Genomic DNA, 24,938 nt, shown 5'->3' on the forward strand with positions numbered 1-24,938 from the left:
AGGTTTTGAGTGAAATGTTTCTGGTGAGATGTATTTAGTGAAATATCTTAAGTAAAATATATTGCGTGAATGATGGAATGACATACAGGCCGGGAAGACAGGTGCGGCTGTTGGTGTCAGAATACGGTCTTGGACCTGCCGCTTTCAAAATCTTTAAAGATAAAGCTCCCGAGATTATCGAGGGAGGCAAAATATGCTTTGCCGTGATTCATCTCTGTAAATTCCTGAACAAAGCGTTGCAGGTAGGGGTCTGTTGCGATCATAAAAGTGGTGATCGGGATCTTTAATTTTTTACAAGCGGCGGCCAGGTTCATACAGCGGTTGACCACTTTCCGGTCTAACCCAAAACTGTTTTTATAATACCGTTTCCCCACCTTCAGACAGGTAGGCTTGCCATCCGTGATCATAAAGATTTGCTTGTTGGGGTTTTTTCTTCTGCGCAGCAGGTCCATGGCCAGTTCCAGTCCTGCTACGGTATTGGTATGATAAGGGCCCACCTGTAAATAGGGGAGGTCCTTTATTTCTACCGGCCAGGCGTCGTTGCCAAACACAACAATATCCAGCGTGTCTTTCGGATAGCGGGTCGTGATCAGTTCACTCAGCGCCATCGCTACTTTTTTTGCAGGTGTGATCCGGTCTTCCCCATAAAGGATCATGGAATGGGAGATATCGATCATCAACACGGTGGAGGTCTGTGTTTTGAAATCGGTTTCACGGATGCTCAGGTCATCTTCCCGGATGTGAAAGGCATCGATGCCGTGATTGATCTGTGCATTACGGATGGACGCTGTAAAATCGATCTGCTCCAGGAGATCCCCGAAACGGAAGGGCCGGGTTTCGGGATTGAGCTCATCACCCTGTCCCGGCTTGAATGTTTTGTGATCGCCTGTCCCGGCTTTTTTCAACTTTCCGAAGATCTCTTCCAGGCTCTTTTTCCGGATGCCCTGTTCTGTTTTCGGAGTGATCTTTATTTCACCTTTTTGATGGTCTTCTGTTATATATCCCTTTTGTTTCAGGTCTTCGATAAAATCGCCCATTCCGTAGTCATCGTTACCCAGCTGGTACTCTTTATCAAGTTCATTCAGCCACTGAAGCGCCTCTGCGGCATCCCCACTGGTATAAGTAAGTAACTGCATGAAAAGGCCGAGCATTTTTTCAAACGGGGATTTACCCTGATCATCAGCGGTAAACCCGGAGAATTGGATACCTCTCATATACTAAATGTAAAACTATTTTTCTAAAAACAATACGGTGCTGCCGGAAGCCCGGGAAAAGGGCTGGTTTATTGACTTGCCGTATTAATAACACTCCGGGCTGCAAAATGTTGCGGCAAAAAAATCCCCTCCGCAGGGAGGGGATAACAGGTATACAGATCGTTTATTTTTTTGATGTGTCCGGATTTTTTCCGCTGCTGTCGGCGGCTTTGGCCGCATCGCCGGCCGGCAGTTCCTGAACAGGGCTTTTTTCTCCTTTCTTCAAAGGATCGTAATGGGCCTCAATTGCTTCTGCAGCCGCTTCTGTGATCTCATTGAGCGGTTCTTCAATATTCGCCATTCCCTGGTAATATTCAGGTTTGTCTGTTTTGAGGTAATTGTAATATTTCCGCTGATCGGCAACATCTTTTTTGACAGCGGCGATCACTTTGCGCGCCATATCCAGTTTCCCGGCTTTGTAATAAGCTTCTGCGTACATCAACCCGGTCTGGTTGTGCTGATTGTAGCGGCTGGTCATGGCATAGGGCAGGTTTTCCGGCAGGATGCCCGCCTCCGCCTTATCCAGTAATTTAACAGCTTCCTCTTTTTTGCCGGCGTCTGCCAGGTTACCGGCGGCCTCTGCAAAGATGCTGCGGATATTGAGGAGGTATTGCCGGTTTACTTCATCAAAATAGACTCCTTTCTTATTGGCTCCGCCGAACTCAAATTTGGTCAGGAGGTTCTTTGCCATCACATCCTGGTTGTTGTCGCGGATGGAGGTACCACCTGCCCGCATCTGGCGGTAGGCCTGGTCTACTACCCAGTTCGCCTGTGGCGTTTTTACATTAAAAGGCACGAGACGATAGGTCAGTCCGTCTTTTCTCAGGTACTGTCCAAAACCCAGCTCTCCGTAGGGGGCAGTAAAATAGATCGGGCGGTTCCATTGGTTGGAGGCAATGATGCTGAGGATCATCAGGTCATTGCGCTGGATACCGCCTCTCGAAGGAGGGATCTCGATAGCGATCTGATCCATTACACTGTCGGCCGGGTTGGCGGTTCCGTTTTTGCGGACCAGGTCCTTGTTTACCGGTACGAAGAATTTACGGAACGGCAGGTTGGTAGAACCAACATCCCGTTTCGTGTCCGGGTCTTCTGCACGGGCGCCGATAAAGGTTTTGATCACATCGTATAAAGGATAAAAGTTATTGACGTCGATGTTCTGGCCGGGCTGGGGCGCAGCAAACCGGAGGTATTCCCGGTTGTGTCCTTCTATCTGCTCCGGGCTCAGGATCACATCTACAGAATCGGCATCATTTATTTTATACCGGAGCTGGTTGATGTACCAGTCGATGCCCAGCAGGCTGGTATTGATGATCCGTATATCCGGCCGTACGTTTTCCACCTCCTGCGCATACCAGAGGGGATACGTGTCATTATCACCAAAGGTGAATAAGATCGCATTGGGCGCACAACTTTCCAGGTAATCCTTTGCAAGGTCCGGAGCCATGGTCTTTTCGCTTCTGTCGTGGTCGTTCCATTCCTGCTGTGCCATAAGGCCCGGAACGGCGAGGCAAAGCAGGGTTACAAGGATATTGGCCGGCCGGATATTGGAACCCCCGGAAGAGAGGGCCCTTGCCGCAAAGGTGACGATATACAATACCGCAGCATAGATCACTGCTGCCGTAAGACCGGCGATAATGATACCGCTAAAGGTGGTATTAACAATCGTACTCAGCGCGGTAATCAGGAAGGTTCCGGAAGCACCATAAACAAGCAGCTTCTGAAACGCCTCTTTATCTTCTTTTTCCAGTGCGGATCGCAGCAATGCCACCACCGAAAGACCGATCCAGACGGCAAAGGCGTAAAAGGAGCCCACATAGGCGTAATCCCGTTCACGCGGCTGATTACCCGGCTGATTGAGGTACAGCACAATGGCCATACCCGTAAAGAAGAACAGGAGGAAGGTCACCACCCAGTCTTTCCGGTTTTTCAGGAACTGGTATACAAAACCGATGATCCCCAAAACAAAAGGCAGCATAAAGAAGACGTTGTGTGCCTTGTTGTGTTTAATGCTTTCCGGCATCTGGTTCTGATCACCGAGACGGGCATTATCCATTAAAGAAATACCGGAGATCCAGTTTCCGTCCCTTTTATTGCCATAACCCTGCAGGTCATTTTGTTTACCGGAAAAGTTCCACATAAAATAGCGCAGGTACATAAAGCTGGTCTGGTAACTCATAAACCAGTTGATGTTGTCTGCGTAACTGGGTGCCCCATAGGAACCCTGGCCGGTGTTGGGATCCGGTTTGGCAAGTCCCAGCCAGTCGGCATAAAAATCAGCATGTTGCTGATCGTTGCTCGAATCCCATACCCGCACAAAGAGCTGCTTCACATTTCCATTGTAATTGTACTCTCTTTTACGTCCGATAGGGATGTATTTGTCGCTGCCTTTTACATAGGTTTCTTCGCCCAGAACATAGGGGTCTTCCTGGTTGATATCTTCCGGAACCTGGGCTGCATAGTGCGCCCCGTAAAACAGGGGCTGGGTACCGTATTGCTCACGGCTGAGGTAATAAACAAGGTTGATCGGATTGTCGACATTGTTCATATCGATGGCCGGGTTGGCACTGCTGCGGATAATGTTGGTAAAATACATGAAGTATCCCAGCATCATAAAGGCAAAACACCAGAGGAACAGTTTAATAATCTTCAGTGCCGTAGGCCGGATGAAATATCCGAGCACAGCGCCTACGATAAGCAGCAGGATGATCTTCAGTGCAGCCAGCGTACTGCCAAAGGCAAAGGGTAAAAATGCCAGCAGGAAGAAGGCGGTAGTCCAGACGATGATCACCGTTTTGGATACTCCTGTTTTGAAACGCAGACCAACAATTACCAGCAGGGCGATCAGCAAGAAGTAGACGGTAAACCCGGAGAAGAAAGGCATTCCAAAGCTGTTCACAAACATAATATCAAACAACCCGGCCGCTTTCATACTGTACTGGATGATGGCCACCTGTATGATACCCGTAATGATACAACCGATGAGGAATGCCCCGATGGCTCCTTTTACAGAAGGGGTATACCGCCGGTAATAATAGATCATTACAATTGCTGGTATGGTAAGGAGGTTGAGCAGGTGCACACCGATCGACAGTCCCATCATAAAGAACAGGAAAACGATCCACCGGTCGCTGCGTGCCCTTGCGTTTTCATCAGTTCCTGCCAGCTCATCGGCATGTTCCCATTTCAGCATTGCCCAGAAAACAAGACCGGTGAAAAAAGACGAGAGGGCATACACTTCACCTTCCACGGCGCTGTACCAGAAAGAATCGGTAAAGGTATAGGCTAAGGCACCAACGGCTCCCGCGGCCATAACGGTAAAGATCTGCTGACCTGTCAGTGCTTCTCCGGATCTTACAAACATCTTCCGTGCAAAATGGGTGATGGTCCAGAACAGGAACAAAATAGTGGCGGCACTTACCAGTGCGCTCATAAAGTTCACCGCATTGGCTGCTGTTTGTGGTTTATCACCAAAGAATAAGATAAACAACCGGCCCAGGAGGCTGAACATCGGAGCGCCGGGAGGGTGGGCCATCTGTAATTTATAGGCCGTAGCAACAAATTCACCACAATCCCAAAGCGAGCCGCGGGCTTCCCTGGTCAGTGAATAAGTAAGGGTAGCAATGGCAAAAACCACCCATCCGGTAAGGTTGTTTACTTTTCTGAAATTCATGTTAAAAAGCGTCTTTTTTTCAATGATGACAAAAATAGGGATAAACCCGTCATTTTTGGTTGATTGCCAGTCAGTATTACAGATATTTTATCGGCTGCCGGAATGGGGGTATCCGGCCCTGTTTTAAGCACTCTGCTGCGTGCCCGGCGTATCAACCGGTTAGCGGGAGCAGGTGCTTTTGAGATGGCTGTTGGGTTGTACACGGCGCGGGAGTTAACGGTAAGGATTATTATACCAGGTGGCATTGATCTCCTGTACAAAATCCTCGATCTGGCGGTCGAACTGATCATTCCGGATATCATAGTCCTGTTTCAGGTTACTGCCATAAAAAAAGGCAACTGTCTGGTACACACGTGCGTTCACTCCACCTTTATACTCTTTGATGATCTCATAGCAATCATCGCCGGTCTGGCGGTAGATCAGTTTCATCAACACTTTGCCCTGGTATACGGAGAGGTTGGAAAGGGGGTCGGAAAACTGTTTTTTTAACTCCTTTTCGCGGGATTTGATAATGGCTTTACGGGCTTTTTTATCTTTAACTTCCTGTAGCTGCTGGCTGATCTGGTTGATGGTAGCACCGGCGATCCTGGCGTAAGGGTAACATACATAGACGGCGTTCCGCAGCCGGCTCCATTCTTTTTTTACCTTTTCCAGTTGTGCAGGCGGGAGCTTCGAGATCCAGATATTCTCCTCTTCGGCATAGGGCATCATCTTAAATGAATTGTAATCCGTGCCGTACCAGATCGCAGCGATCTTTGTAGAATCCCGCGGCCCCCAGTCCTTCATGATCTCCTGCATGGAAGGCATCGGGGGAATGCGTACCGTATCTGTTGTCTGCGCAAGTGCAGTGATCTCAAAAGCAAATGGCATTAACAAGGATACTGCTAGTATAACCAGGTATCGATAGCGCTTATTCAATACACAAATTTAATATTGGTACACTGAACTTCGTAAAGTAACCGGTAACAGTTGTTATTTTACTTGTTAATATTTACTTAATTTATGCAGTCGCATTGAGAAAGAGTTATTTCATGGCTGAAAGGTAAATTTCGATCCCGGATCTCAATTCTCCGGTCTCATTTTTTATGTCTTGCCTCCAGTACTTCCAGCACATCCTCTAATCCGTATCCCTTTACCTGTAATAATACCAGGTAGTGGAACATCAGATCGGCGGCTTCTCCCAGGAACAATTCACGGTTATCATCCTTGGCCTCGATCACGATCTCCACGGCTTCTTCACCTACTTTTTGTGCGATCTTATTGATGCCTTTTGCAAAAAGTGATGCGGTATAGGATTTTTCCGTGGGGTTGTTTTTTCTGTCCCGGATAATATTCTCCAGCACCTGCAGCGAAAAAACATCATTCGCCGTACCAAAACAGCTGATGGTGCCTGTATGGCAGGTAGGACCCTGCGGATCGGCCTTGATAAGCAGGGTGTCTGCATCACAATCTACCAGGATCTCCTTTACCAGGAGAAAGTTGGCGGAGGTTTCACCTTTGGTCCACAGCCGTTGCTTACTGCGGGAATAGAAGGTTACCTTTCCTTCCTGCCGGGTTTTTTCCAGTGCTGCGGCGTTCATAAATCCCAGCATTAATACCTGCTTCGTGGAAGCATCCTGGATGATCGTTGGCATCAGCCCATCGGTGTATTTTGAAAAATCGGGGGTCATTAGTGAAAAGTTTATAGTGAAAAGTTGTTGTGAAAAGATAAGCAAAACTGGTCCGATGAATGTTACAGCCGGACGGGGATGTCGTTTTCCCGTAAATAATTTTTTAGTGTACCGATCCCGATCTCGCGGAAATGAAAAATACTGGCGGCCAGTGCGGCGTCTGCAGCGCCTTCTTCAAATACCTCCTTAAAATGCGGCATGGTACCGGCTCCTCCGGAAGCAATAACGGGTATCGGCAGGGCCTGGCTGATCTCCCGGGTAATATCGATCGCAAATCCGTTCTTTGTGCCATCGTTTTCCATCGAGGTGAGGAGGATCTCACCCGCGCCGAGGCCGGTTACCGTTTTGGCCCATTCTGTGGCGATCAGATCCGTCGCATTTCTTCCGCCGTGGGTGACCACTTTCCAGACGCCATCAAATAATTTTATATCGATAGCCACCACCACACACTGACTGCCGAAGTTCCGGGCGAGGTCGCTTACGAGCTGCGGGTTCCTTACCGCTGATGTATTAACGGAAATCTTATCGGCACCATTTTCCATGAGAACAGATACGTCTTCCACGGTATTGATACCGCCACCAACGGTGAAGGGAATATTGATGTGTGTGGCAATTTTACGCACCAGTTCTGATAAGGTCTTTCGTTTATCAACGGTTGCCGTAATGTCGAGAAACACCAGTTCATCGGCTCCTTCCGTACAATAACGCATGGCCAGTTCCACGGGATCTCCGGCATCTCTTAACTGTATGAAGTTGGTGCCTTTTACCGTACGTCCGTCTTTTATGTCGAGGCAGGGTATGATTCTTTTTGCGAGCATGATTGGGGGCGAGAGTTTAGATTTGAGAATTGAGAGTTGAGATCTCCGGCAATAAGACCGGTCCCGGAAATAATTAATCACTGAATTGCGCCAGTTCCTTTAAGCTGATCCTGTTTTCATAAATCGCCTTTCCTACAATAGCTCCATGGCAGCCGATGGCCTGTAAGGTTTCCAGGTCCTGTACGCTGCTGACACCACCACTGGCGATCAGTTTCAGGTCATTTACTTCATCCAGTATTTTTTTATAAAGATCATTGGAGCTGCCCTGCAGAAGACCGTCCCTGCTGATATCGGTACAGAAGAATTGCTGAATACCTTTTGTCCGGTAATGTTTCAGGAAATTCAGGATGTTGATATCGGTGGCTTCCGTCCAGCCTTTGATCATTATTTTTTCATCCAGTACATCTGCGCCCAGTATGAACCGCTCCACACCAAAGGCGGTCAGCCAATCCTGGAATACCACCGGCTTCTTAACGGCCATGCTGCCGATGGCCGCATAAGCTGCCCCGGAGTCAAAAGTGATCCGGACATCCTTTTCGCTGGAGATGCCTCCGCTGAAATCGATGGTGAGCTTTGTCTTTCCGGCAATGGTCTCCAGTACCTTCCAGTTTCGCACAGCGCCTGCTTTTGCGCCGTCGAGGTCTACCAGGTGAAGGCGTTTGAGACCGGCATCTTCAAACTGCGCCGCCACTTCCAGCGGGTGTTCATTGTACACTTTTTTCTGGTTGTAATCGCCTTTACTTAATCGTACGGCCTTTCCTTCAATGATGTCTATTGCGGGTATGATTTCCATTTATACTGCTAAAAAATTTTTTAAAATTTGTTCTCCTGCCTCCGCGCTTTTTTCCGGGTGGAACTGCACCCCATAAAAATTATCCCGGTGAATGGCACTGCTAAAATCAGTAGCATAACGCGTAGTAGCAATGGTGGCAGGGTTTACCACGGCATAATAGCTATGTACAAAATAGCACCATGCATCCTCCGGAATATTTTTAAATAACGGATTTTCTATTGTGCTGATGCGGTTCCAGCCCATCTGCGGGATCTTCAGATCGGAACTGATGAATTTTTTCACTGCCACATCGAAGATCCCCAGGCAGGGAGTATCGTTCTCTTCACTATGCGCACACAGCAACTGCATCCCCAGACAAATCCCCAGCAACGGCTGACGGGCTTCCCGGATCAGCTGGTCCAGTTTCCGTTCCTTCAGATAGCTCATCGCGGTGCTGGCTTCGCCTACCCCGGGGAAGATGAGCTTATCCGCCGAACGGATGGCTTCCGGATCGTCGGTAACGGTTGCCGCCACACCAATCCGCTCAAGCGCAAATAATACCGATTGAATATTACCGGCGTTGTATTTTATGATAACAGTGTCCATTTTTTGTTTCAGGTTCTAAAGTTCAAGGCTTAAAGTTTGCTGTATAAGGTTTTAAGTTCAGCCTTGAACAGCATTACAACATTCCTTTGGTGCTGGGCAGCTGGTCATTGCCCGGGGTTCGTTTTATCGCCATTTTAACGGCCTTTGCCAGCGCTTTAAAAATGGCCTCAATTTTATGATGCTCGTTCTCGCCCTCCGCCTTTATGTTCAGATTCATTTTTGCCGCGTCGCTCAGCGATTTGAAAAAGTGATAGAACATTTCGGTGGGCATTTCGCCGATCCGTTCCCGTTTGAACGAGGCATCCCATACCAGCCAGGGACGGCCGCCAAAATCCAGCGCCACCTGCACCAGGGCATCATCCATCGGAAGACAGAATCCATAACGTTCAATGCCGGCCTTATTGCCCAATGCAAGTCCCAGCGCTTCCCCCAGCGCAATCGCCGTGTCTTCGATGGTATGGTGTTCGTCGATATGCAGATCGCCGTTGGTGACAATACCAAGGTCCATACCGCTATGCCGGCCCAGCTGATGGAGCATATGATCAAAAAAGCCCAGTCCGGTGTTAATGGAACATTGCCCTGTACCATCCAGGTTGATGCTGATCTTTATTTTTGTTTCGTTAGTATTGCGTTCATGTTCCACCACACGGGTCTTGAGCTGCAGCAGCGCATAAATGTCCTGCCAGCTCGTGGTCTTCAACGCAATGGTGGATTCCAGGTCCTTTACCGTATCAGAGATCTCTGCTGCGCCGAGCGCCTCATCCTGCGCCAGCCAGATCCCTTTACAACCCAGGTTCTTTGCGAGCTGAATGTCAGTGATCCGGTCACCGATCACATAGGAGCCGGCAAGATCATAATCCGGGTTGCTGATGTATTTTGTAAGCATACCGGTGCCTGGTTTGCGGGTGGGTGCATTTTCTTCCGGATAGGTTTTATCAATGAATACTTCGCTGAACCGGATGCCATCTGCCTCCAGGTTGCGCATGACCAGGTGCTGGGTAGGCCAGAAGGTCGCTTCGGGAAATTGTTCCGTGCCCAGGCCATCCTGGTTGGTGACCATCACCAGTTCAAAATCCATTTCCTTTGCGATCTTTCCCAGCCAGGTGAACATCCCGGGATAAAAGGTTACCTTATCGATAGAATCCAGCTGGTAAGTGGGGGGCGCTTCGTAAATCAATGTTCCGTCCCGGTCTATGAATAATACTTTTTTCATTCTTGTTTGTTTGCAGACTTATGAGGTTTTTAAAACTTCATAGGCCTTTAAGGTATCAATTAAAATACGATTCTCGTTTTCGGTGCCAACGGTGATCCGAAGGCAGTCTGCACATCCCGGAACACTGCTGCGGTTACGCACGATGATCCCATTTTGTTGCAGGTATTTAAAAATAGCATCGGCGCCCGTCATTTTCACCAGTAAAAAGTTGGCATCCGAGGGATATATTTTTTGTGTGCAAGGTAACTGGTTCAATTCATTTTCCAGCCAGCTGCGCTGCTCAATGCAATCGCGGATCCAGGCATTTACTTTGTCGATGTTCTGTAATCCCTGCAAGGCGAGTTCCTGCGTGGCAATATTAATATTGTAGGGATACTTTACGTTGTTCATTAACCGGATGATCTCCTTCCCGGCAAATGCCAATCCCAGGCGCAATGCGGCCAGTCCCCATGCTTTGGAAAGGGTTTGCAGCACTACCAGGTTGGGGTGATCGGCCAGCTGAAGCGAAAGCGTTTTCTGGCGGGCATAATTAATATAGGCTTCGTCCACCACTACTATGCCGTCAAAATTATTCAGGATCACCTCGATGTCCTGGCGGATAATGCTGTTGCCGCTGGGATTGTTCGGCGAACAAATGAAAATGATTTTGGTATATTCATCCACGGCATCGGCAATGGCCTGTATATCCATCTGGAAGTCGGCGTTCAGGGGGACTTCTTTTACTTTTACATTGTTGATGGCAGCCGCAACACTGTACATGCCATAGGTGGGCGGCAGGGTGATGATGTTATCGAAGCCCGGCTCACAAAAAATGCGGATCAATACATCGATGGCCTCATCGCTGCCATTACCGGTAAAGATGTTCTCAACCGGAAGGCCTTTGATTTCGCTGATGCGGTTTTTCAGTTTTGTTTGCACCGGGTCGGGATAGCGGTTGAGCAGTTCGTGCTGTTCGTTGATGTCGAGCGTCACCGGCGAACCGATCGCATTTTCATTGGCATCCAGCATCACGCTGGCCGCACCGCTGAACTCGTGACGGGCGGTGGAGTAGGGGGCAAGGTTCCTGATGTTCTCCCGTACCAAATAGTCTAAATTAAACTCCATATTGCTTTCTTGTTTCTTATTGCTGATGGCTGATGGCCGCCAGTTATTTCGTCATTCTTATTTTGACGGCATTGCTGTGGGCCTGCAGCCCCTCGGCCTCCGCCATCGTGGTTACGGTGGCGGCAATAGTTTTTAACCCCTTTGCCGTAAGTTGCTGGAAGGTGATCTTTTTATAGAAACTGTCCAGCGATACACCGCTGTATGCTGTTGCATAGCCGTTGGTCGGCAATGTGTGATTGGTACCGCTGGCATAGTCGCCCACGCTTTCCGGTGAATGATTGCCGATAAAGACCGACCCGGCTGCCGTGATGCTTTTTAATAACGCGTTGCCGGTTTTGCAGGCCAGGATCAGGTGCTCCGGGGCATAGAAATTGGATAGCGCAATTGCTTCATTGAGGTTTTTTGTCACCACGATGCGCGAGTGCTCCAGCGCTTTTGCGGCAATGTCTTTCCGGGGCAATACCTTCAGCTGGGCTGCTACCGCTGCTTCGATCTTTTTTACCATACGGGCCTGCGTTGTAATGCAGACCACCTGGGAATCCGGACCGTGCTCTGCCTGCGCCAGCAGGTCGGCTGCCACAAAGTGGGGATCCGCTGTTCCGTCTGCGATCACCAGTACTTCGGATGGCCCGGCGGGCATATCGATGGCTACCCGGTTCTGCACCAGCTGTTTGGCCGTGGTCACATACTGGTTGCCCGGTCCGAAGATCTTGAAGACCTGCGGTACGCTTTCCGTGCCATAGGCCATGGCGGCGATGGCCTGCGCGCCTCCGATCTTGAATATTTTTTGAATACCGCATAAGGCAGCGGCGTAGCGGATGGCCGGGTGTACCTGTTGTTCTTTGTTGCAGGGAGTACACAGCACCACCTCTTTACATCCGGCGATGCGGGCGGGAAGCCCCAGCATCAGTACCGTGGAGAACAAGGGAGCGGATCCTCCCGGGATGTAAAGACCAATCTTCTCTATCGGCCTGCTTTCGCGCCAGCAGGTGATGCCCTGCATCGGGGTGATCTTTTTTGACGCTTCTTTCTGGGAGCGATGAAAGGCTTCGATATTATTTTTTGCCTGCTTCAATGCCGCTTTTAGCTGCGGAGAGAGTTGTTGGGCGGCCGCCTTTATTTCTGTGGCGGTCATTTCGATGGACCCGAGCTCGACACCATCAAATTTCCTGCTAAAGCTGCGGAGCGCAGCATCGCCCTGTTTTTGCACCGCAGACAATATGCCGGTCACCGCCGGAATGATCTTCCTGTCGTCCTGGACCGGCCGTGCGCAGATTTCTGACCAGAGGTCGCGATGAGGATATTTATAAAGTTTCACTGTTTGTGGTTTTATGTTGCGTTGAGAAGTGAGATGCAAAGAACCGGCTGAAATATATTTAATACTTCATTCTTTTTCCCTTTTTACTTTCCCTTGCCACCATTCAAAGCTTATTCAATCATTTTCTCGATCGGGATGATCAGGATCCCTTCGGCACCTGCAGCTTTCAGGTTCTCGATCACATTCCAGAAATCGGATTCACTGATAACAGAATGAATGGAACTCCAGTCTTTTTTGGCCAGCGGCACAATGGTAGGGCTGTTGATGCCGGGCAGGTAGGCGCAGATCTTTTCAATACTTTTATTAGGCGCGTTCAGCATAACATATTTATTGAATTTTGCTTTCCGTACCGAACGGATCCGGAACAATAATTTGTCCAGCAGCTCTTTGCGGGCGGGGCTCAGTTTCTTACCGGAAATAAGAACAGCTTCTGATTTCAGGATGGTCTCAAATTCGTAAAGCTCATTGCTGAACAGGGTGCTGCCGGAGCTTACCAGGTCGCAGATGGCATCTGCAAGCCCGATGCGCGGAGCGATCTCGACCGATCCGCTGATGACATGGATATCGGCTTTTAGTTTATTCTGGCGGAGCCATTTATTTAAGATGAACGGGTAGCTGGTGGCGATCTTCATGCCGTCGAGATCCTTTATCGCCAATTTCTTCCGGGTCTTTGGCAGGGCAATGGAAAGACGGCATTTGCCATATCCCAGCCGCTCCACAATGTCCGTGGCCTTGTTTTTCTCCAGTACCACATTTTCGCCTACAAACCCGATATCGGCCACGCCATCCTGCACGTATTCAGGGATATCATCGTCCCGGAGGAATAAGATCTCGGCTTCAAAATTTTCTGCATTGATCTTTAACTGATTGTTACCGTTGGGCACACCGATACCGCATTCTTTCAAGAGCTTTAGGGAATCTTCGCTGAGCCGGCCTGATTTCTGGACCGCAATTCTTAATTTTTCCTGCATGTTTTTATTTTTTAAATAAAAAAGGCTTACAAAATTTGTAAGCCTTTTTCTATAAATTGATACATATCACCACCGGGCCTACACGGGTAAGTCTGTTACATGATGATGGATATGTGCTAAAACTTTCATTCGTACTGTTCTCGTTGTTGTTGCCGGAGAAACACTGCTGTATTGGTTTTGCATACATTCAAAACAAACCGCTTTGTTTCTTTGCGGTGCAAATATATACGAATTTTATGATTTCCCATTTTTTTGATAGAAATTTTTGAGCGGAGAATCGCACCTACAGGGGAAAATGCCCTATCTTTAAAGTTTTAAAAAGGATACATGTTACAACTTACCAAGCCCCTTGCTTTTATTGACCTGGAAACCACAGGTGTGAACCTGGGCACCGACCGGATCGTAGAAATCGCCATTGTAAAAATTTTGCCGGATGGAACGCGGAATGTCAAAAGAAAACTGATCAATCCGGAAATGCCAATCCCTCAGGCCAATTCCGATATACACGGGATCACCGATGAGATGGTGAAGGACGCACCGACCTTTGCACAGGTAGCCCAGGAACTGAAACAGGTACTGGATGGCTGCGACCTGGCGGGGTATAATTCCAATCGTTTTGACGTACCACTGCTGGTTGAAGAATTTTTACGGGTGGGTGTTGATTTTGATATGCGGGGCCGTAAGCTGGTGGATGTACAGAATATTTTTCATAAAATGGAACAGCGCACCCTTTCAGCTGCTTATCGTTTTTATTGCGATAAGATACTGGAGGGAGCCCATTCGGCCGAAGCGGATGCTTCTGCCACACATGAGGTATTGCTGGCGCAGATCACGCGTTATCCGGAACTGGGAGTTACAATAGAATCTATCAATAAAGCCATCGGTGAAGAAGTTATTGTGGATTTTGCACGTCGCTTTATTATGGACAACGGCGTGGAGGTTTTCAATTTCGGGAAATACAAAGGAAAAGCAGTTGCGGATGTGTTAAGGGCCGAACCCCAGTATTACGACTGGATGATGAAGGGCGACTTTCCGCAACATACCAAACAGAAGCTGACTGAGATCTTTACGCGCAGCAAGCTGAAAAAAAATTAAACGCTAAGCTCTTTAATCAAGAAGCGTTATTTACTGAATGAATGGATACAGTGGATAAAGTAGTCATTATACCCACTTACAATGAAAAGGAGAACGTCGCCAGGATCATAAAGGCCGTTATGGACCTGGAAGGTGATTTTCATGTGCTTATAGTGGACGACGGATCACCGGATGGAACAGCTGCTATTGTTAAAACCCTGCAGGAGCAATATGAAGGCCGGCTCTTCCTGGAAGAACGGAGGGGGAAACTGGGGCTGGGGACCGCCTATATACATGGGTTTAAATGGGGCCTGGCCCGGGGTTATGCATTCATATTTGAAATGGATGCTGATTTTTCCCATAACCCGAATGACCTGATCCGGCTGCACCAGGCATGCGTTGCGGGTGCCGACCTGGCGATCGGGAGCCGGTATGTAAAAGGTGGCGGCATTGTGAACTGGCCGGCAGACCGGGTATTCATTTCCAAAGGAGGATCATTGTACACACGCATCATCACCTGGATGCCGGTAAAAGACCCTACGGCCGGTTTTATGTGCTATACCGCAAAAGTGCTGCGGGCGATCAATTTTGATAACATCAGTTTTGTAGGATATGCCTTCCAGATCGAAATGAAATATGCCACTTGGAAGCTGGGCTTTAAGATCAAAGAGGTGCCGATCATTTTCCAGGACCGTACAGAAGGCCAGTCGAAAATGAGTAAGGGGATCTTAAAAGAAGGTATCCTGGGAGTACTGAACCTGCGGTGGCAAAGTCTGTTTAAAAATTACAGAAACAGGGTTTCAAATAATTGAATGCCTTAAGATTGTAAGCGGTATGTATAGTAAAAATGAGGCAGCGCTGATAAAAAAGGAATTCTGGACCTCATTGGGTACCTACCTGAAACCGGTACTGAATGCGGAAGGCCGGAAGATCAACTGGATCAATTATAAAACCGGTGTTAAGAGCATTTATTTCAGAACGGATGTAACAAAAAAAGCTGCAACCATTGCCATCGAACTCACCCACTCCGATACCGAAGAAAGAAGCGCTGCATTTGAAAAGCTGGTTTCTTTAAAACCGGTCTTCAATGATATGATGCCGGAGGTATGGCAATGGCAGCGGGAAGTATATGATGAAACAGGACTGCCCTTATCAAGGATCCTGATTCAGCTGGAAAATGTTACTATTTTTGACAGGAAGGATTGGCCGGAGATCATTTCCTTTTTCAAACAACACTTAACCGCGCTCGATGCTTTCTGGTCTGTTGCAAGGGATTATTTTGAAGAATAATATTTAGATAAAAAAAATGATATTGATTTGGTTTTTAATCAGATATATGTGATGACATCAATTTTTAAAGAATACATATGAAACGATTAACGATTGGTTTAGCTGCATTTTTTATGATGAGTACAACAACACATGCACAGGAAATATTTCCCTTGTACCAGTCAGTTCCGAACAGCAGGCAGGCGGAGAACCTGGAGCAGTCGGTAACCGGGACAGATGGTATCACCCGTATCAATAACGTATCGGTTCCTACCATTACCGTATACCAGCCGGCAGCGGGAAAGCAGAAGAACGGGCCGGCTGTGGTCATATGTCCCGGAGGGGGGTATTCGATCCTCGCCATCAGTCATGAAGGCGTGGATGTGGCCAAAGCCTTTAATGAATGGGGGGTAACTGCTTTTGTGCTGAAATACCGTTTACCGGACGATCGTACCATGACGGATAAATCGATAGGGCCTTTACAGGATGCCGAGCGCGCGATGCAATGGGTACGCGAACATGCAAAAGAATATGATATAAACCCGCATAAAGTAGGAATCATGGGGTTCTCTGCCGGCGGACATCTGGCCTCCACGCTTTCTACCCACTACAAGGATGTTGTGATCAGTAATCCGGGGAAGGTTTCACTGCGGCCGGACTTTTCAGTACTGATCTATCCGGTGATCAGCTTCAGCGACAGCCTGGGGCACCGGGGGAGCAGGGAGCGGCTTATCGGGAAGACGCCTGCCGCTGCCACCATTCAGAAATATTCTAATGAACTGCAGGTGGATAAGAAAACACCTCCTGCCTTTCTTGTACACGCCAAGGATGATAAAACCGTTCCCTGGCAGAACAGTCAGCAATACTATGATGCCCTGCTGAACAATAAGGTGCAGGCACGCATCTTTTACTATGATAAAGGGGGTCACGGGTTCGGCATGCATAACAAAACCTCGGATCAGAACTGGATGGCTGCGCTGAAAGAATGGATGCAGCAACAGCACCTGCTTTAGAAGATGGGTCTGTGTGTGGGGGTGCAGCTGATCTGTAAGGGATGCGCAAATTGTTGTAACTTAGAAGTGCAACTTTTATGCAACCGTTTAAACTTTTGCCATGAAATATCCCGTCAAAATAAGATCGATCGAGCAGGTGACCCATAATGTACTGGGTATACAGGTAGATAAGCCGGAGGGCCTGGTGTACAGCCCCGGACAGGCTACCGAAGTGTTCATTGACAAAGATGGGTGGCGGGAGGAAGGCCGCCCGTTTACGTTTACCTCGTTACCCGATGAGGGTCATCTGGAGTTTACGATAAAGACCTATCCCGAGCGGAAAGGGGTTACGGCACAGTTACTGGAGCTGCAACCAGGGGACGGATTGTTGCTGAACGATATATTCGGCGAGATCGCTTATAAAGGAGAAGGCGTCTTTATCGCAGGTGGCGCGGGCATTACGCCTTTCCTGGCAATTCTGAGGCAATTAAAAAAAGAAGGCCGCGTGGGAGCAAACCGCCTGGTCTTTGCCAATAAAGGCAAAAAAGATATTATTCATGAAGCCGAGTTGCGCGGACTCCTGGGAGCGCAGTTTATTAATGTGCTTTCGGAAGAACAGCTCCCGGGCTATGAACAGGGTGTTATTTCTGAAACATTGCTGAAACGCCTGCTGCCCGGAGCGGAGACCTATATCTATTTGTGTGGCCCTCCGCCTATGATGGATGCCGTGGAGCAACAGCTGAACCGGCTGCATGTAGATCCGGCAAGGATCGTTAAGGAGGGTTTTTGATAAAAAGAATATCAGTAGTATACAGGCCGGCCCGGGACCGGGGAATAAAAAAATATGAACTATTTATTGTTTGGAGTGCTGCTTTTTGTGGCGGAAATGGCGCATGCACAGCAGGTTGCTGATGCCCCGTTTGATTCACTGGGTATCATTCAGAAAGCTGCTGTTCCTGTAAAGATAAGTACACAGTTTTCTTTTACGGAAGGCCCCGTTGCAGACCGCAAAGGAACTATTTACTTTACGGATCAGCCCAATAACAAAATATGGCGCTATAACCTGGACGGGACATTCACCGAATTCCTTTCGGCCGCCGGCCGTGCCAATGGCCTGGATATGGACGCCCGGGGAAATCTTATTGCCTGTGCGGATGAACAGAACGAGCTCTGGTCCATTACACCGGGAAAAAAAGTAACAGTACTTTTAAAAGATGTAGGTGGGAAGAAATTGAATGGCCCCAACGATCTGTGGCTGGATCCTAAAGGAGGTATTTATTTTACGGATCCGTATTATCAGCGGAAGTACTGGACCCGGACAGGACAGGAAATTCAGGAGCAGAAGGTATACTACCTGCCAAAAGGAGCAAGACAACCGGTTGTGGCTTCGGACGAACTGGTAAAACCCAACGGGATCGTCGGTTCCCCTGACGGCAGGTTGCTGTTTGTTGCGGATATAAAAGATAACAAGACCTACCGGTTTTCCATTAATAAGGATGGCAGTTTATCGGACAAGACCGTTTTTGTACCCCGGGGAGCAGACGGCATCACGCTGGATGACCGGGGGAACCTGTACCTGAGCGGCAATGGCATTACGGTATTCGATCCTGAAGGAAACTGTATCGCGCACATTCCGATCCCCGAAAAATGGACCGCCAATGTCTGTTTCGGCGGTAAAAACCACAACCTGCTTTTTATGACGGCCGGTACCAGCATTTATACCCTGCAGATGCAGGTAAAAGGCAGCCGTAAATTTTAGCGATCAGTTATACAGCATCAATCCCGCTGCCGGAATCCGGAACATCAATCCCGTTGTTTTCTTACCACAAGAAACCGGCCGTTTTCCAGTATCAGATAACCATAATCATAACAGTAATAATAGGTTTTCCCTTTTTCTGTCTTGTGCTGATCGGTAAAGTATTTGAACTGGAACCCTGCCAGCCGTAAATCATCCCGGTCTACGGTGATCGTTCTTTTGGAAGCATCCAGTTGCTGTAGAAGGATCCTGCGGTTCCTTCGGAGTGCTGCATTGATATTCCGGATCAGCTGTTCCGGTCCGTCTTTTATTGAATTATTGTAATGGTTCCTGCAAAAATCGTCGCAGAATTTTTTATCGGATCGCCCTTTTATGGGTTTCCGGCAGGAAAGACAGTGTTTCTCAGAAACGTTGGCGGTTGGCATATTTTGTTGATTTTCCCATTACAATATACAAAAAAATATCGTTATAAGTGTTTATAAGTACTTATAAGCGTTTACTTACGTAAGTAAACGCTTATAAACCGGGTATCGCTTTTCGAAAGCTGCATTTTTGAGATGTTGATCCGATAGCGCTGTTGGTTCAACCGGAATTCCAAACATTGATCATCGCCGCAAGGCACAAAACAACAATCATGTACACATTAAGAAACAAAGTGCAGCTGATCGGGCATTTGGGCAATGCACCGGAGGTAAAAGCAACCACTGCAGGAAGACGGATGGTCCGCTTCAGTATCGCCACCAATGAAAGTTATAAGAACACAAAAGGAGAAAAGATCACCGAAACCCAATGGCACAACCTGGTTGTTTGGGGAAAGCTGGCAGATATAGCTGCGCGGTACCTGGAAAAAGGAAAGGAAATCGCTATAGAGGGAAAACTGGTCAACCGCCAATACGATGATAAGAACGGGCAAAAAAGATACATTACCGAAATACAGGTGCAGGAATTATTGCTACTGTCCGGCAGCCATCGTGGCGCTCTGGACTAAACCTGTTAAAAACGCCGTTGCTAACCGGCAGGCTGCCTCAATACGGGCGGCCTTTTCTTGTTTATACACCTGCCCGGATGCCGGTTATAAAACCTGTCATTCTGGGAACAGAATTGATTTATCTTTGTGCTGTATTTATGATTCTTCACTTCCTTAAACCAATTACCATGAGAAAGCATTTCTTCCTTCCGCTACTGTGCAACGCATTGCTGTTGTGGGCCTGCAATTCTCCAAAGCAGTCATCTTCGGGCAATCAGCCGGAAGACAGCACCGCTGCTGCGCCCAGGATCACTGAAAAAAAATGGAAGCTGATAGAACTGGCGGGAAAACCGGTGCAGGATAAAATAAATGATAAAGAACCGTTCTTACAACTGGCGGAAGCAGATCAGCGTTTTTCCGCATCGGCCGGATGCAATGGCCTGGGGGGAACTTACGAGCTGCGGGATAACGGCAGGGTTCGCTTTAAAATGGGTATGTCCACCCTGATGGCCTGTGACCACATGGAGATGGAACAAGGGTTGACAAAAGCCCTCGAAGCTGCCGATAATTATACAATAAGTGGTGATACGCTTTCGCTGAATAAGGCCCGTATGGCGCCACTTGCGCGTTTCCGTTATGCCGGGGGAGGAACAGAAAATAATGCACTGAACGGTACCTGGGAACTGAATTATATCTCCGGTCCCAGGATTGCCTTTGAGGGCCTTTATCCCCGTAAACGGCCGACCATCACTTTTCAGCTGCCACAAACAAGTGCAAGCGGGAACAGTAGCTGCAATAATTATAATATTGCTTTCACTATAGATGGTAATTCAATACAATTCAAGGATCCGGCCAGTACAAAAATGGCATGCGAAGGTACCGGTGAAGCTACGTTCTTTAATACATTAAAAACAGTGAACCGGTTTGATGTGGTGGATGGTACACTTCATTTCATCATGGGTGATATTGCGGTGATGCGTTTTGAACGGAAGTGATGACCGCCGTATGGCAATACGCCGGCTTGTGATCACTTTGTTCACATCAACATAAAAAAAGGTGGCTGCTTCAAAAAGTTTTGAAACAGCCACCTGCTATAAAGAAATAACCGTTAACTGATCGGCACTTCCTGTGCGGGTTTGTTGGTCTCCGGGTTTTTCTGCAGGGTTACCTTTAAAACGCCGTCGGTATAGATTGCCTGGATCTCATTTGTCAGCACCTTATTGCTTAGCTGGAAGGAGCGTTCAAATGAAGCGGGCTGGTATTCCTGGTAAATGTACCGGGATGCTGCAGTGTCTTCCGGAGCGGCGTACCGGATGGTAAGCACTTCTTCGTTCAGGGAAATTTTAAACTGCTCCTTTTGAAGACCGGCCGCATACAGGGAAATGATAAAGGTGTTATCTGTTTCTTCAATATTTGCAGGCCTTGAATCATTCATGAATTGCTGCAGTTTGTGCATCCAGGGATGCCTGCCCCCAAAACGTCCGCCGAATTTTTTGCCAAAGGAACAGCCTTGCTGTCTGAAACGTGCATCAAAGTTTGTGTGTGGTGTATTGCCACCAATGGATTGACTGGTAAACATAGTTGTTGTTTTTGTGTTTGATAAAATGAAGATTAACTGATTGGTATGATCGCAAGCCCGGCCTGCTGATCTTTTTCATTTGCCTGGAACGGGGCCGGACCATTCAGTGGTTTGAAATGAGGCTGTTCCGCCCAGGACAGCTGGTGCTCTGCAGCCCAGCGCTGCCTTGCCTTTGACAGGATCTTACCTGCAATGGCAACCACTACGCCAATCACGACCGCAAGGATCAGTAGTTTGAAAAGAAGGAAAAGCACCAGTGCTGCAACTCCCACCAACAAGGTAAGCCCTGCCAGACGCGGAAGAATAAATAAGAATTTGTGTTTCATTTTTTCTTTTTTTATAATTTTAAAACTGTTGTTTCTATAGTAGACGGTGACCAGGAAATTTTACTTTAGAAAAGTCATATTTTTTTACAGACAACCATCTGTGATCACTTAAATAATTCATAATGTTACAGAATCGTGTTGATCCCCTGGGCCACCTGATCCGTACAGAAGCGCGGGGGCAATGGATGGGGAATCGGGGATGCATCCATGATGCGCATCAGCAAATTGTGCGGCCATTCAGGTTAAAAGCATGGCTGATCTGCCTGCTGGAATTCAAGGGAAGAAAACGGAATGTGATGACGGAAGGGCAGTATACCGAACTCTTTTTCCTGGATGAGGCTACCGCTTTTGCTGCCGGACACCGTCCCTGCTTTGAATGCCGGCGGCAGGATCATATACGGTTCAGACGATACTGGCTGAAAGGTAACCCGGGTTATGGATTTACCGAACGGACATCAATACAGCAAATCGATTTTATCCTTCATGAAGAACGGATGGATCCGCGTGGCTCGAAAATTACCTTTAAAGAAAAAGCGGCCTCTCTGCCGGATGGAACCTTTATACTACTGGATAATGTTCCTTTTTTGCTTTGGAAAAAACGACTTTATAAATGGACTTCTTCGGGATATGAAAACGGAGGCGGGGTGGCTGATGAGCAAATCATGACTTTGCTTACACCACGTTCAACGGTAAATACTTTTAAAGCAGGCTATAAACCACAGGTGCATACAAGTGTTGCGGTACCGGATTCTTCAGAAGGCTAGAAGGTGTAGACTGTTTTTGTATATGGCCGGCGCAGGAGTCACCGCCATTTCAATTTTGTGTGATGATTTTTGCAAGTATTGTAAGGAAAAGAGTAATTAAGATAATTGCAGCACCACTACATTTGCAGGATACTATGGTGAATGCTATAGGTAACAGGGTCAGCAGACTCACAAATGATGCTGATACTTAAGAAGGCGTTCTGTTTACAGCAGAAGGTAAACAGAAAAAAAGACCCCCTTTTGGGGGACTTTTTTTTATACCCTGAAAACAGGCTCTACAGCCAGGTCCTGTACTGGCGGGGGGAGAGCCCTGTCTTGGATTTAAAGAAAAAAGAGAAATGCGCGATCTCCTGAAAACCCAGTTCAAATGCGATTTCTTTTATTGATAACTCGGAAGAATGCATCAGGCGTTTTGCTTCAAGTACCACCCGCTGCTGAATCATCGATAAGGCGGACTCTTTAAAATTTTTCTTGCATAAAATTGTAAGATAGTTCGGAGTCACATTCAGTTGCTCCGCATAAAAGGATACTGATTTATGACTTTGAAAATGTTTTTCGATTAGCAGGTGAAACCTGGACAATACAGAATTGGCCCTTAACTCTGTGCGCTCAGACGTGCTTTTTACATGCCGGTTGATAAGTGTTGCGATCAGGCTGCAGCGCAGACTGATAACATCCCAGAACATAGGAATGGTGTCCAGGTCTTTGCAGATAAGCGAAAACTCTGCAGCGATTTTTTTGAATATGACCGGGTCGAGATCGATCACCGGATAACGATTGTATCTTGAGAAAGCAAATTGTATAGAGGAAGAAAAGGTTTCAAAAAGACTTCGGGAAATGATCAGCTTGTGACAGCGGGTATTTATTCCAAGGTCCCAACCGTGAACCTGATGCGGAAAAAGCATGTGGATCTGAAAAGGGCGTACAGGGTGATCGGAAAAGTCGATTGTATGCGTTCCGCTGCCATCTTCGAATAACAGAAATACAAAAAAATCATGTGTATGTGGATGGTCGAGATGATTGATACCCGCCAGCAACCGGTAAATGACATGATTGTTTATCTCTGAATCAGTTTTTAGATCATTAAACCGTACCAGCGGATACTGATTGTTCGACTTCATTTTTTATATACGTTTGTTGCGACAAAGTTGAATGGGCCACGGGCGGCCGGGCTGCTTACTGACTTCAACAGAGATCCAATAGCCTTAAGCATTTTGCAGTATGCCCAGAACTATTTACCCGGAGAAAGCTCCTTGCTTTATTGTAAGTTACCAGTTGGGCATGCATAAGATCCCCCGGGCGCTCTCAGGTAGCCCCAACTTCAGACAACAAGAATACTCAGAGTTATTTACAGGTCATGGACTGTTATGGCAGCGATGGTTCACCAAACGTTATTTTCAATAGTAGACCATTCCCAAAAAGATGCTGCACTTGTTACACTTTACTAGTTAGCTGTTTAATGAAACAGAAGGTACTAGTCCGTAACAGTCTTAACACGTTCATTAATTCAGTTATCAGGCCTTTTCGTCCGGGAGCTTTGCAACGGAAAGCCTGCCCGGAGCAGAGTCAGCAAGATTTTTTTTGATTTTTCTATGTTGACGAAAGTAACCACTTTCAGTATAATAATTTTTAACTCCGGGAGGATAGTTAGAAATATTATAACAGTTATAAAGATTTCTGTAAAAAAAAGAGGGCAGGGGGCAATAACAGGAGACAGTAAGGTGCTGGAAAACGGTCCTTGTCCGATGCGTGGGTGTAGCGGAGAACAGGCAGATGACGACGGTACTGTTTTCCGGGAATATTGCCGCTTTCGCAGCTATAATTGTCGTGTTTGTATCTTTAACAACAACAGCCCGCTATTTATTTTTACAGCAGCAATGTTTTGCTCAGCACATGATAAATCTCAAATAATAAATAATGACCACAGCGCAACAGGTACAACAAAACGGAAACGGCAGGTATGTGCAGATAAACGGGATCCGGATATATGTTGAAACAGCCGGAGATCCCCAGGGTATTCCCCTGGTACTGATCCATGGCGGGGGCTCAACTATTCCATCGAACTGGGGCAGGTTATTGCCACTGTTTGAAGGCCGTTATCAAACCATTGCAATGGAACTGCAGGCACATGGGCGAACGGGCGACCGTGACACACCGGAATCATTTGAACAGGACGCAGCGGATGTGGCCGGGTTGCTGCGATCTTTGGGTGTTAACTGTGCCAATATTGCCGGGTTTAGCGATGGGGCCTGTACCACATTGGAGCTGGCCATCCGCTATCCGGACCTGGTGAATAAGATCGTGGTCATTTCCGGTAATTATAAAAGAGACGGAATGATCCCCGGTTTTTTCGAGGGACTGGAAGGTGCAACATTTGATGACATGCCGGCTGCGTTGAAGCAAGCGTACCTGGATGTTAATCCCGATAGTGCAGGTCTGCTGAACATGTTTCATAAAGACCGTGCGCGTCGCCTGGCGTTTACCGACCGGCCGGAGGAAGAGCTGAAGTCGATAAAAGCACCGGCTTTGTTGATGGCCGGAGATCAGGACGTGATCACGAATGAACATCTTGTCCAGATGAGCCGGATGATCCCCGGCGCCCGACTGGCACTGCTTCCCGGCAATCATGGTTCATTTATCGGTGAGGCGCTTACCAATGAGCCGGGCAGTCCGGTGCCGGAGCTTGCTGCGGGTATTATCTGCCGGTTTCTGGACAGATTGTAGCGGTTACGGTATTGGCTATGCAGGGTCTTTGTTTTTTTACGGGCAAAGCCGCCAGTACCGGGTTTGTAAAGTTTTTTTGAGGTCTTTTG

Annotated in this window: 25 protein-coding genes; 10 read left to right on the top strand and 15 right to left on the bottom strand. The window is 47.7% G+C overall.

Annotation, left to right across the window (positions count from 1 at the left end):
* Positions 1-116 precede the first annotated feature (116 nt).
* The 11 genes from K7B07_RS18745 to hisG form a co-directional block, all read right to left on the bottom strand.
* Complete coding sequence (locus tag K7B07_RS18745) at positions 117-1,136, bottom strand: vWA domain-containing protein (protein ID WP_223712062.1); 1,020 nt, start codon at positions 1,134-1,136, stop codon at positions 117-119.
* Between the two features lie 241 nt (positions 1,137-1,377).
* On the bottom strand, positions 1,378-4,926 hold the full coding sequence (locus tag K7B07_RS18750; protein WP_223712063.1) for a glycosyltransferase family 117 protein: 3,549 nt from the start codon (positions 4,924-4,926) through the stop codon (positions 1,378-1,380).
* 213 nt (positions 4,927-5,139) lie between these two features.
* Positions 5,140-5,796 (bottom strand): DUF4294 domain-containing protein, encoded by a 657-nt coding sequence (locus K7B07_RS18755; RefSeq protein ID WP_223712064.1) that lies wholly within the window; start codon positions 5,794-5,796, stop codon positions 5,140-5,142.
* A 206-nt stretch (positions 5,797-6,002) separates the two neighbouring features.
* Positions 6,003-6,596, bottom strand: a complete 594-nt coding sequence (gene hisIE / locus K7B07_RS18760) for a bifunctional phosphoribosyl-AMP cyclohydrolase/phosphoribosyl-ATP diphosphatase HisIE (RefSeq protein ID WP_223712065.1) — start codon at positions 6,594-6,596, stop codon at positions 6,003-6,005.
* A gap of 62 nt (positions 6,597-6,658) precedes the next feature.
* Positions 6,659-7,414, bottom strand: a complete 756-nt coding sequence (gene hisF, locus K7B07_RS18765; RefSeq protein ID WP_223712066.1) for an imidazole glycerol phosphate synthase subunit HisF — start codon at positions 7,412-7,414, stop codon at positions 6,659-6,661.
* Positions 7,415-7,487: 73 nt separating this feature from the next.
* On the bottom strand, positions 7,488-8,207 hold the full coding sequence (gene hisA, locus K7B07_RS18770; protein WP_223712067.1) for a 1-(5-phosphoribosyl)-5-[(5-phosphoribosylamino)methylideneamino]imidazole-4-carboxamide isomerase: 720 nt from the start codon (positions 8,205-8,207) through the stop codon (positions 7,488-7,490).
* Entirely contained in the window at positions 8,208-8,792 is a 585-nt protein-coding gene (gene hisH / locus K7B07_RS18775) for an imidazole glycerol phosphate synthase subunit HisH (RefSeq protein WP_223712068.1), read from the bottom strand.
* Positions 8,793-8,865: 73 nt separating this feature from the next.
* Positions 8,866-10,005 carry a bifunctional histidinol-phosphatase/imidazoleglycerol-phosphate dehydratase HisB gene (gene hisB, locus K7B07_RS18780; protein WP_223712069.1) on the bottom strand — a complete coding sequence of 380 codons (1,140 nt, stop codon included), beginning with the start codon at positions 10,003-10,005 and terminating at the stop codon, positions 8,866-8,868.
* Positions 10,006-10,023: 18 nt separating this feature from the next.
* Positions 10,024-11,109, bottom strand: coding sequence for a histidinol-phosphate transaminase (gene hisC, locus K7B07_RS18785; RefSeq protein ID WP_223712070.1), 1,086 nt, complete (start codon positions 11,107-11,109; stop codon positions 10,024-10,026).
* A gap of 43 nt (positions 11,110-11,152) precedes the next feature.
* Positions 11,153-12,427 carry a histidinol dehydrogenase gene (gene hisD, locus K7B07_RS18790; protein ID WP_223712071.1) on the bottom strand — a complete coding sequence of 425 codons (1,275 nt, stop codon included), beginning with the start codon at positions 12,425-12,427 and terminating at the stop codon, positions 11,153-11,155.
* Between the two features lie 110 nt (positions 12,428-12,537).
* Positions 12,538-13,398, bottom strand: a complete 861-nt coding sequence (gene hisG / locus K7B07_RS18795; RefSeq protein WP_223712072.1) for an ATP phosphoribosyltransferase — start codon at positions 13,396-13,398, stop codon at positions 12,538-12,540.
* Between the two features lie 327 nt (positions 13,399-13,725).
* On the opposite strand from hisG, the gene K7B07_RS18800 reads away from it, so the two are divergent.
* From K7B07_RS18800 to K7B07_RS18825, 6 genes are all read left to right on the top strand, one after another.
* Positions 13,726-14,493 (top strand): 3'-5' exonuclease, encoded by a 768-nt coding sequence (locus K7B07_RS18800; protein ID WP_223712073.1) that lies wholly within the window; start codon positions 13,726-13,728, stop codon positions 14,491-14,493.
* A 41-nt stretch (positions 14,494-14,534) separates the two neighbouring features.
* The gene (locus K7B07_RS18805) at positions 14,535-15,284 is read left to right on the top strand and encodes a polyprenol monophosphomannose synthase (RefSeq protein WP_223712074.1); all 750 of its coding nucleotides are present in this window, start codon (positions 14,535-14,537) and stop codon (positions 15,282-15,284) included.
* Between the two features lie 22 nt (positions 15,285-15,306).
* Positions 15,307-15,762, top strand: a complete 456-nt coding sequence (locus K7B07_RS18810; RefSeq protein ID WP_223712075.1) for a DUF4268 domain-containing protein — start codon at positions 15,307-15,309, stop codon at positions 15,760-15,762.
* 77 nt (positions 15,763-15,839) lie between these two features.
* A complete protein-coding gene (locus K7B07_RS18815) occupies positions 15,840-16,754 on the top strand; it encodes an alpha/beta hydrolase (RefSeq protein ID WP_223712076.1) in 915 nt (304 codons plus the stop codon).
* A 100-nt stretch (positions 16,755-16,854) separates the two neighbouring features.
* Complete coding sequence (locus tag K7B07_RS18820; protein ID WP_223712077.1) at positions 16,855-17,523, top strand: ferredoxin reductase domain-containing protein; 669 nt, start codon at positions 16,855-16,857, stop codon at positions 17,521-17,523.
* Positions 17,524-17,577: 54 nt separating this feature from the next.
* The gene (locus K7B07_RS18825) at positions 17,578-18,492 is read left to right on the top strand and encodes an SMP-30/gluconolactonase/LRE family protein (protein ID WP_223712078.1); all 915 of its coding nucleotides are present in this window, start codon (positions 17,578-17,580) and stop codon (positions 18,490-18,492) included.
* Between the two features lie 44 nt (positions 18,493-18,536).
* Here K7B07_RS18825 and K7B07_RS18830 read toward each other — a convergent pair whose 3' ends face one another.
* Positions 18,537-18,914, bottom strand: a complete 378-nt coding sequence (locus K7B07_RS18830; RefSeq protein WP_223712079.1) for a DUF2116 family Zn-ribbon domain-containing protein — start codon at positions 18,912-18,914, stop codon at positions 18,537-18,539.
* Positions 18,915-19,123: 209 nt separating this feature from the next.
* On the opposite strand from K7B07_RS18830, the gene K7B07_RS18835 reads away from it, so the two are divergent.
* Positions 19,124-19,477, top strand: a complete 354-nt coding sequence (locus tag K7B07_RS18835) for a single-stranded DNA-binding protein (protein ID WP_223712080.1) — start codon at positions 19,124-19,126, stop codon at positions 19,475-19,477.
* A gap of 167 nt (positions 19,478-19,644) precedes the next feature.
* Entirely contained in the window at positions 19,645-20,451 is an 807-nt protein-coding gene (locus K7B07_RS18840; protein ID WP_223712081.1) for an META domain-containing protein, read from the top strand.
* A gap of 113 nt (positions 20,452-20,564) precedes the next feature.
* Here the strand turns inward: K7B07_RS18840 and K7B07_RS18845 are convergent, their stop codons facing one another.
* Together K7B07_RS18845 and K7B07_RS18850 are read right to left on the bottom strand one after the other, a co-directional pair.
* Positions 20,565-21,035, bottom strand: a complete 471-nt coding sequence (locus tag K7B07_RS18845; RefSeq protein WP_223712082.1) for an Hsp20/alpha crystallin family protein — start codon at positions 21,033-21,035, stop codon at positions 20,565-20,567.
* Between the two features lie 32 nt (positions 21,036-21,067).
* The gene (locus K7B07_RS18850; protein WP_223712083.1) at positions 21,068-21,361 is read right to left on the bottom strand and encodes a hypothetical protein; all 294 of its coding nucleotides are present in this window, start codon (positions 21,359-21,361) and stop codon (positions 21,068-21,070) included.
* Between the two features lie 122 nt (positions 21,362-21,483).
* On the opposite strand from K7B07_RS18850, the gene K7B07_RS18855 reads away from it, so the two are divergent.
* Positions 21,484-22,125 carry a hypothetical protein gene (locus K7B07_RS18855; protein WP_223712084.1) on the top strand — a complete coding sequence of 214 codons (642 nt, stop codon included), beginning with the start codon at positions 21,484-21,486 and terminating at the stop codon, positions 22,123-22,125.
* A gap of 275 nt (positions 22,126-22,400) precedes the next feature.
* Here K7B07_RS18855 and K7B07_RS18860 read toward each other — a convergent pair whose 3' ends face one another.
* Complete coding sequence (locus K7B07_RS18860; RefSeq protein WP_223712085.1) at positions 22,401-23,246, bottom strand: helix-turn-helix domain-containing protein; 846 nt, start codon at positions 23,244-23,246, stop codon at positions 22,401-22,403.
* A 796-nt stretch (positions 23,247-24,042) separates the two neighbouring features.
* Between K7B07_RS18860 and K7B07_RS18865 the strand changes: the two genes are divergently transcribed.
* A complete protein-coding gene (locus K7B07_RS18865; RefSeq protein ID WP_223712086.1) occupies positions 24,043-24,849 on the top strand; it encodes an alpha/beta fold hydrolase in 807 nt (268 codons plus the stop codon).
* Positions 24,850-24,938: the final 89 nt, after the last annotated feature.

The sequence above is a fragment of the Niabella beijingensis genome, assembly GCF_020034665.1.
GTDB classification, from domain to species: domain Bacteria; phylum Bacteroidota; class Bacteroidia; order Chitinophagales; family Chitinophagaceae; genus Niabella; species Niabella beijingensis.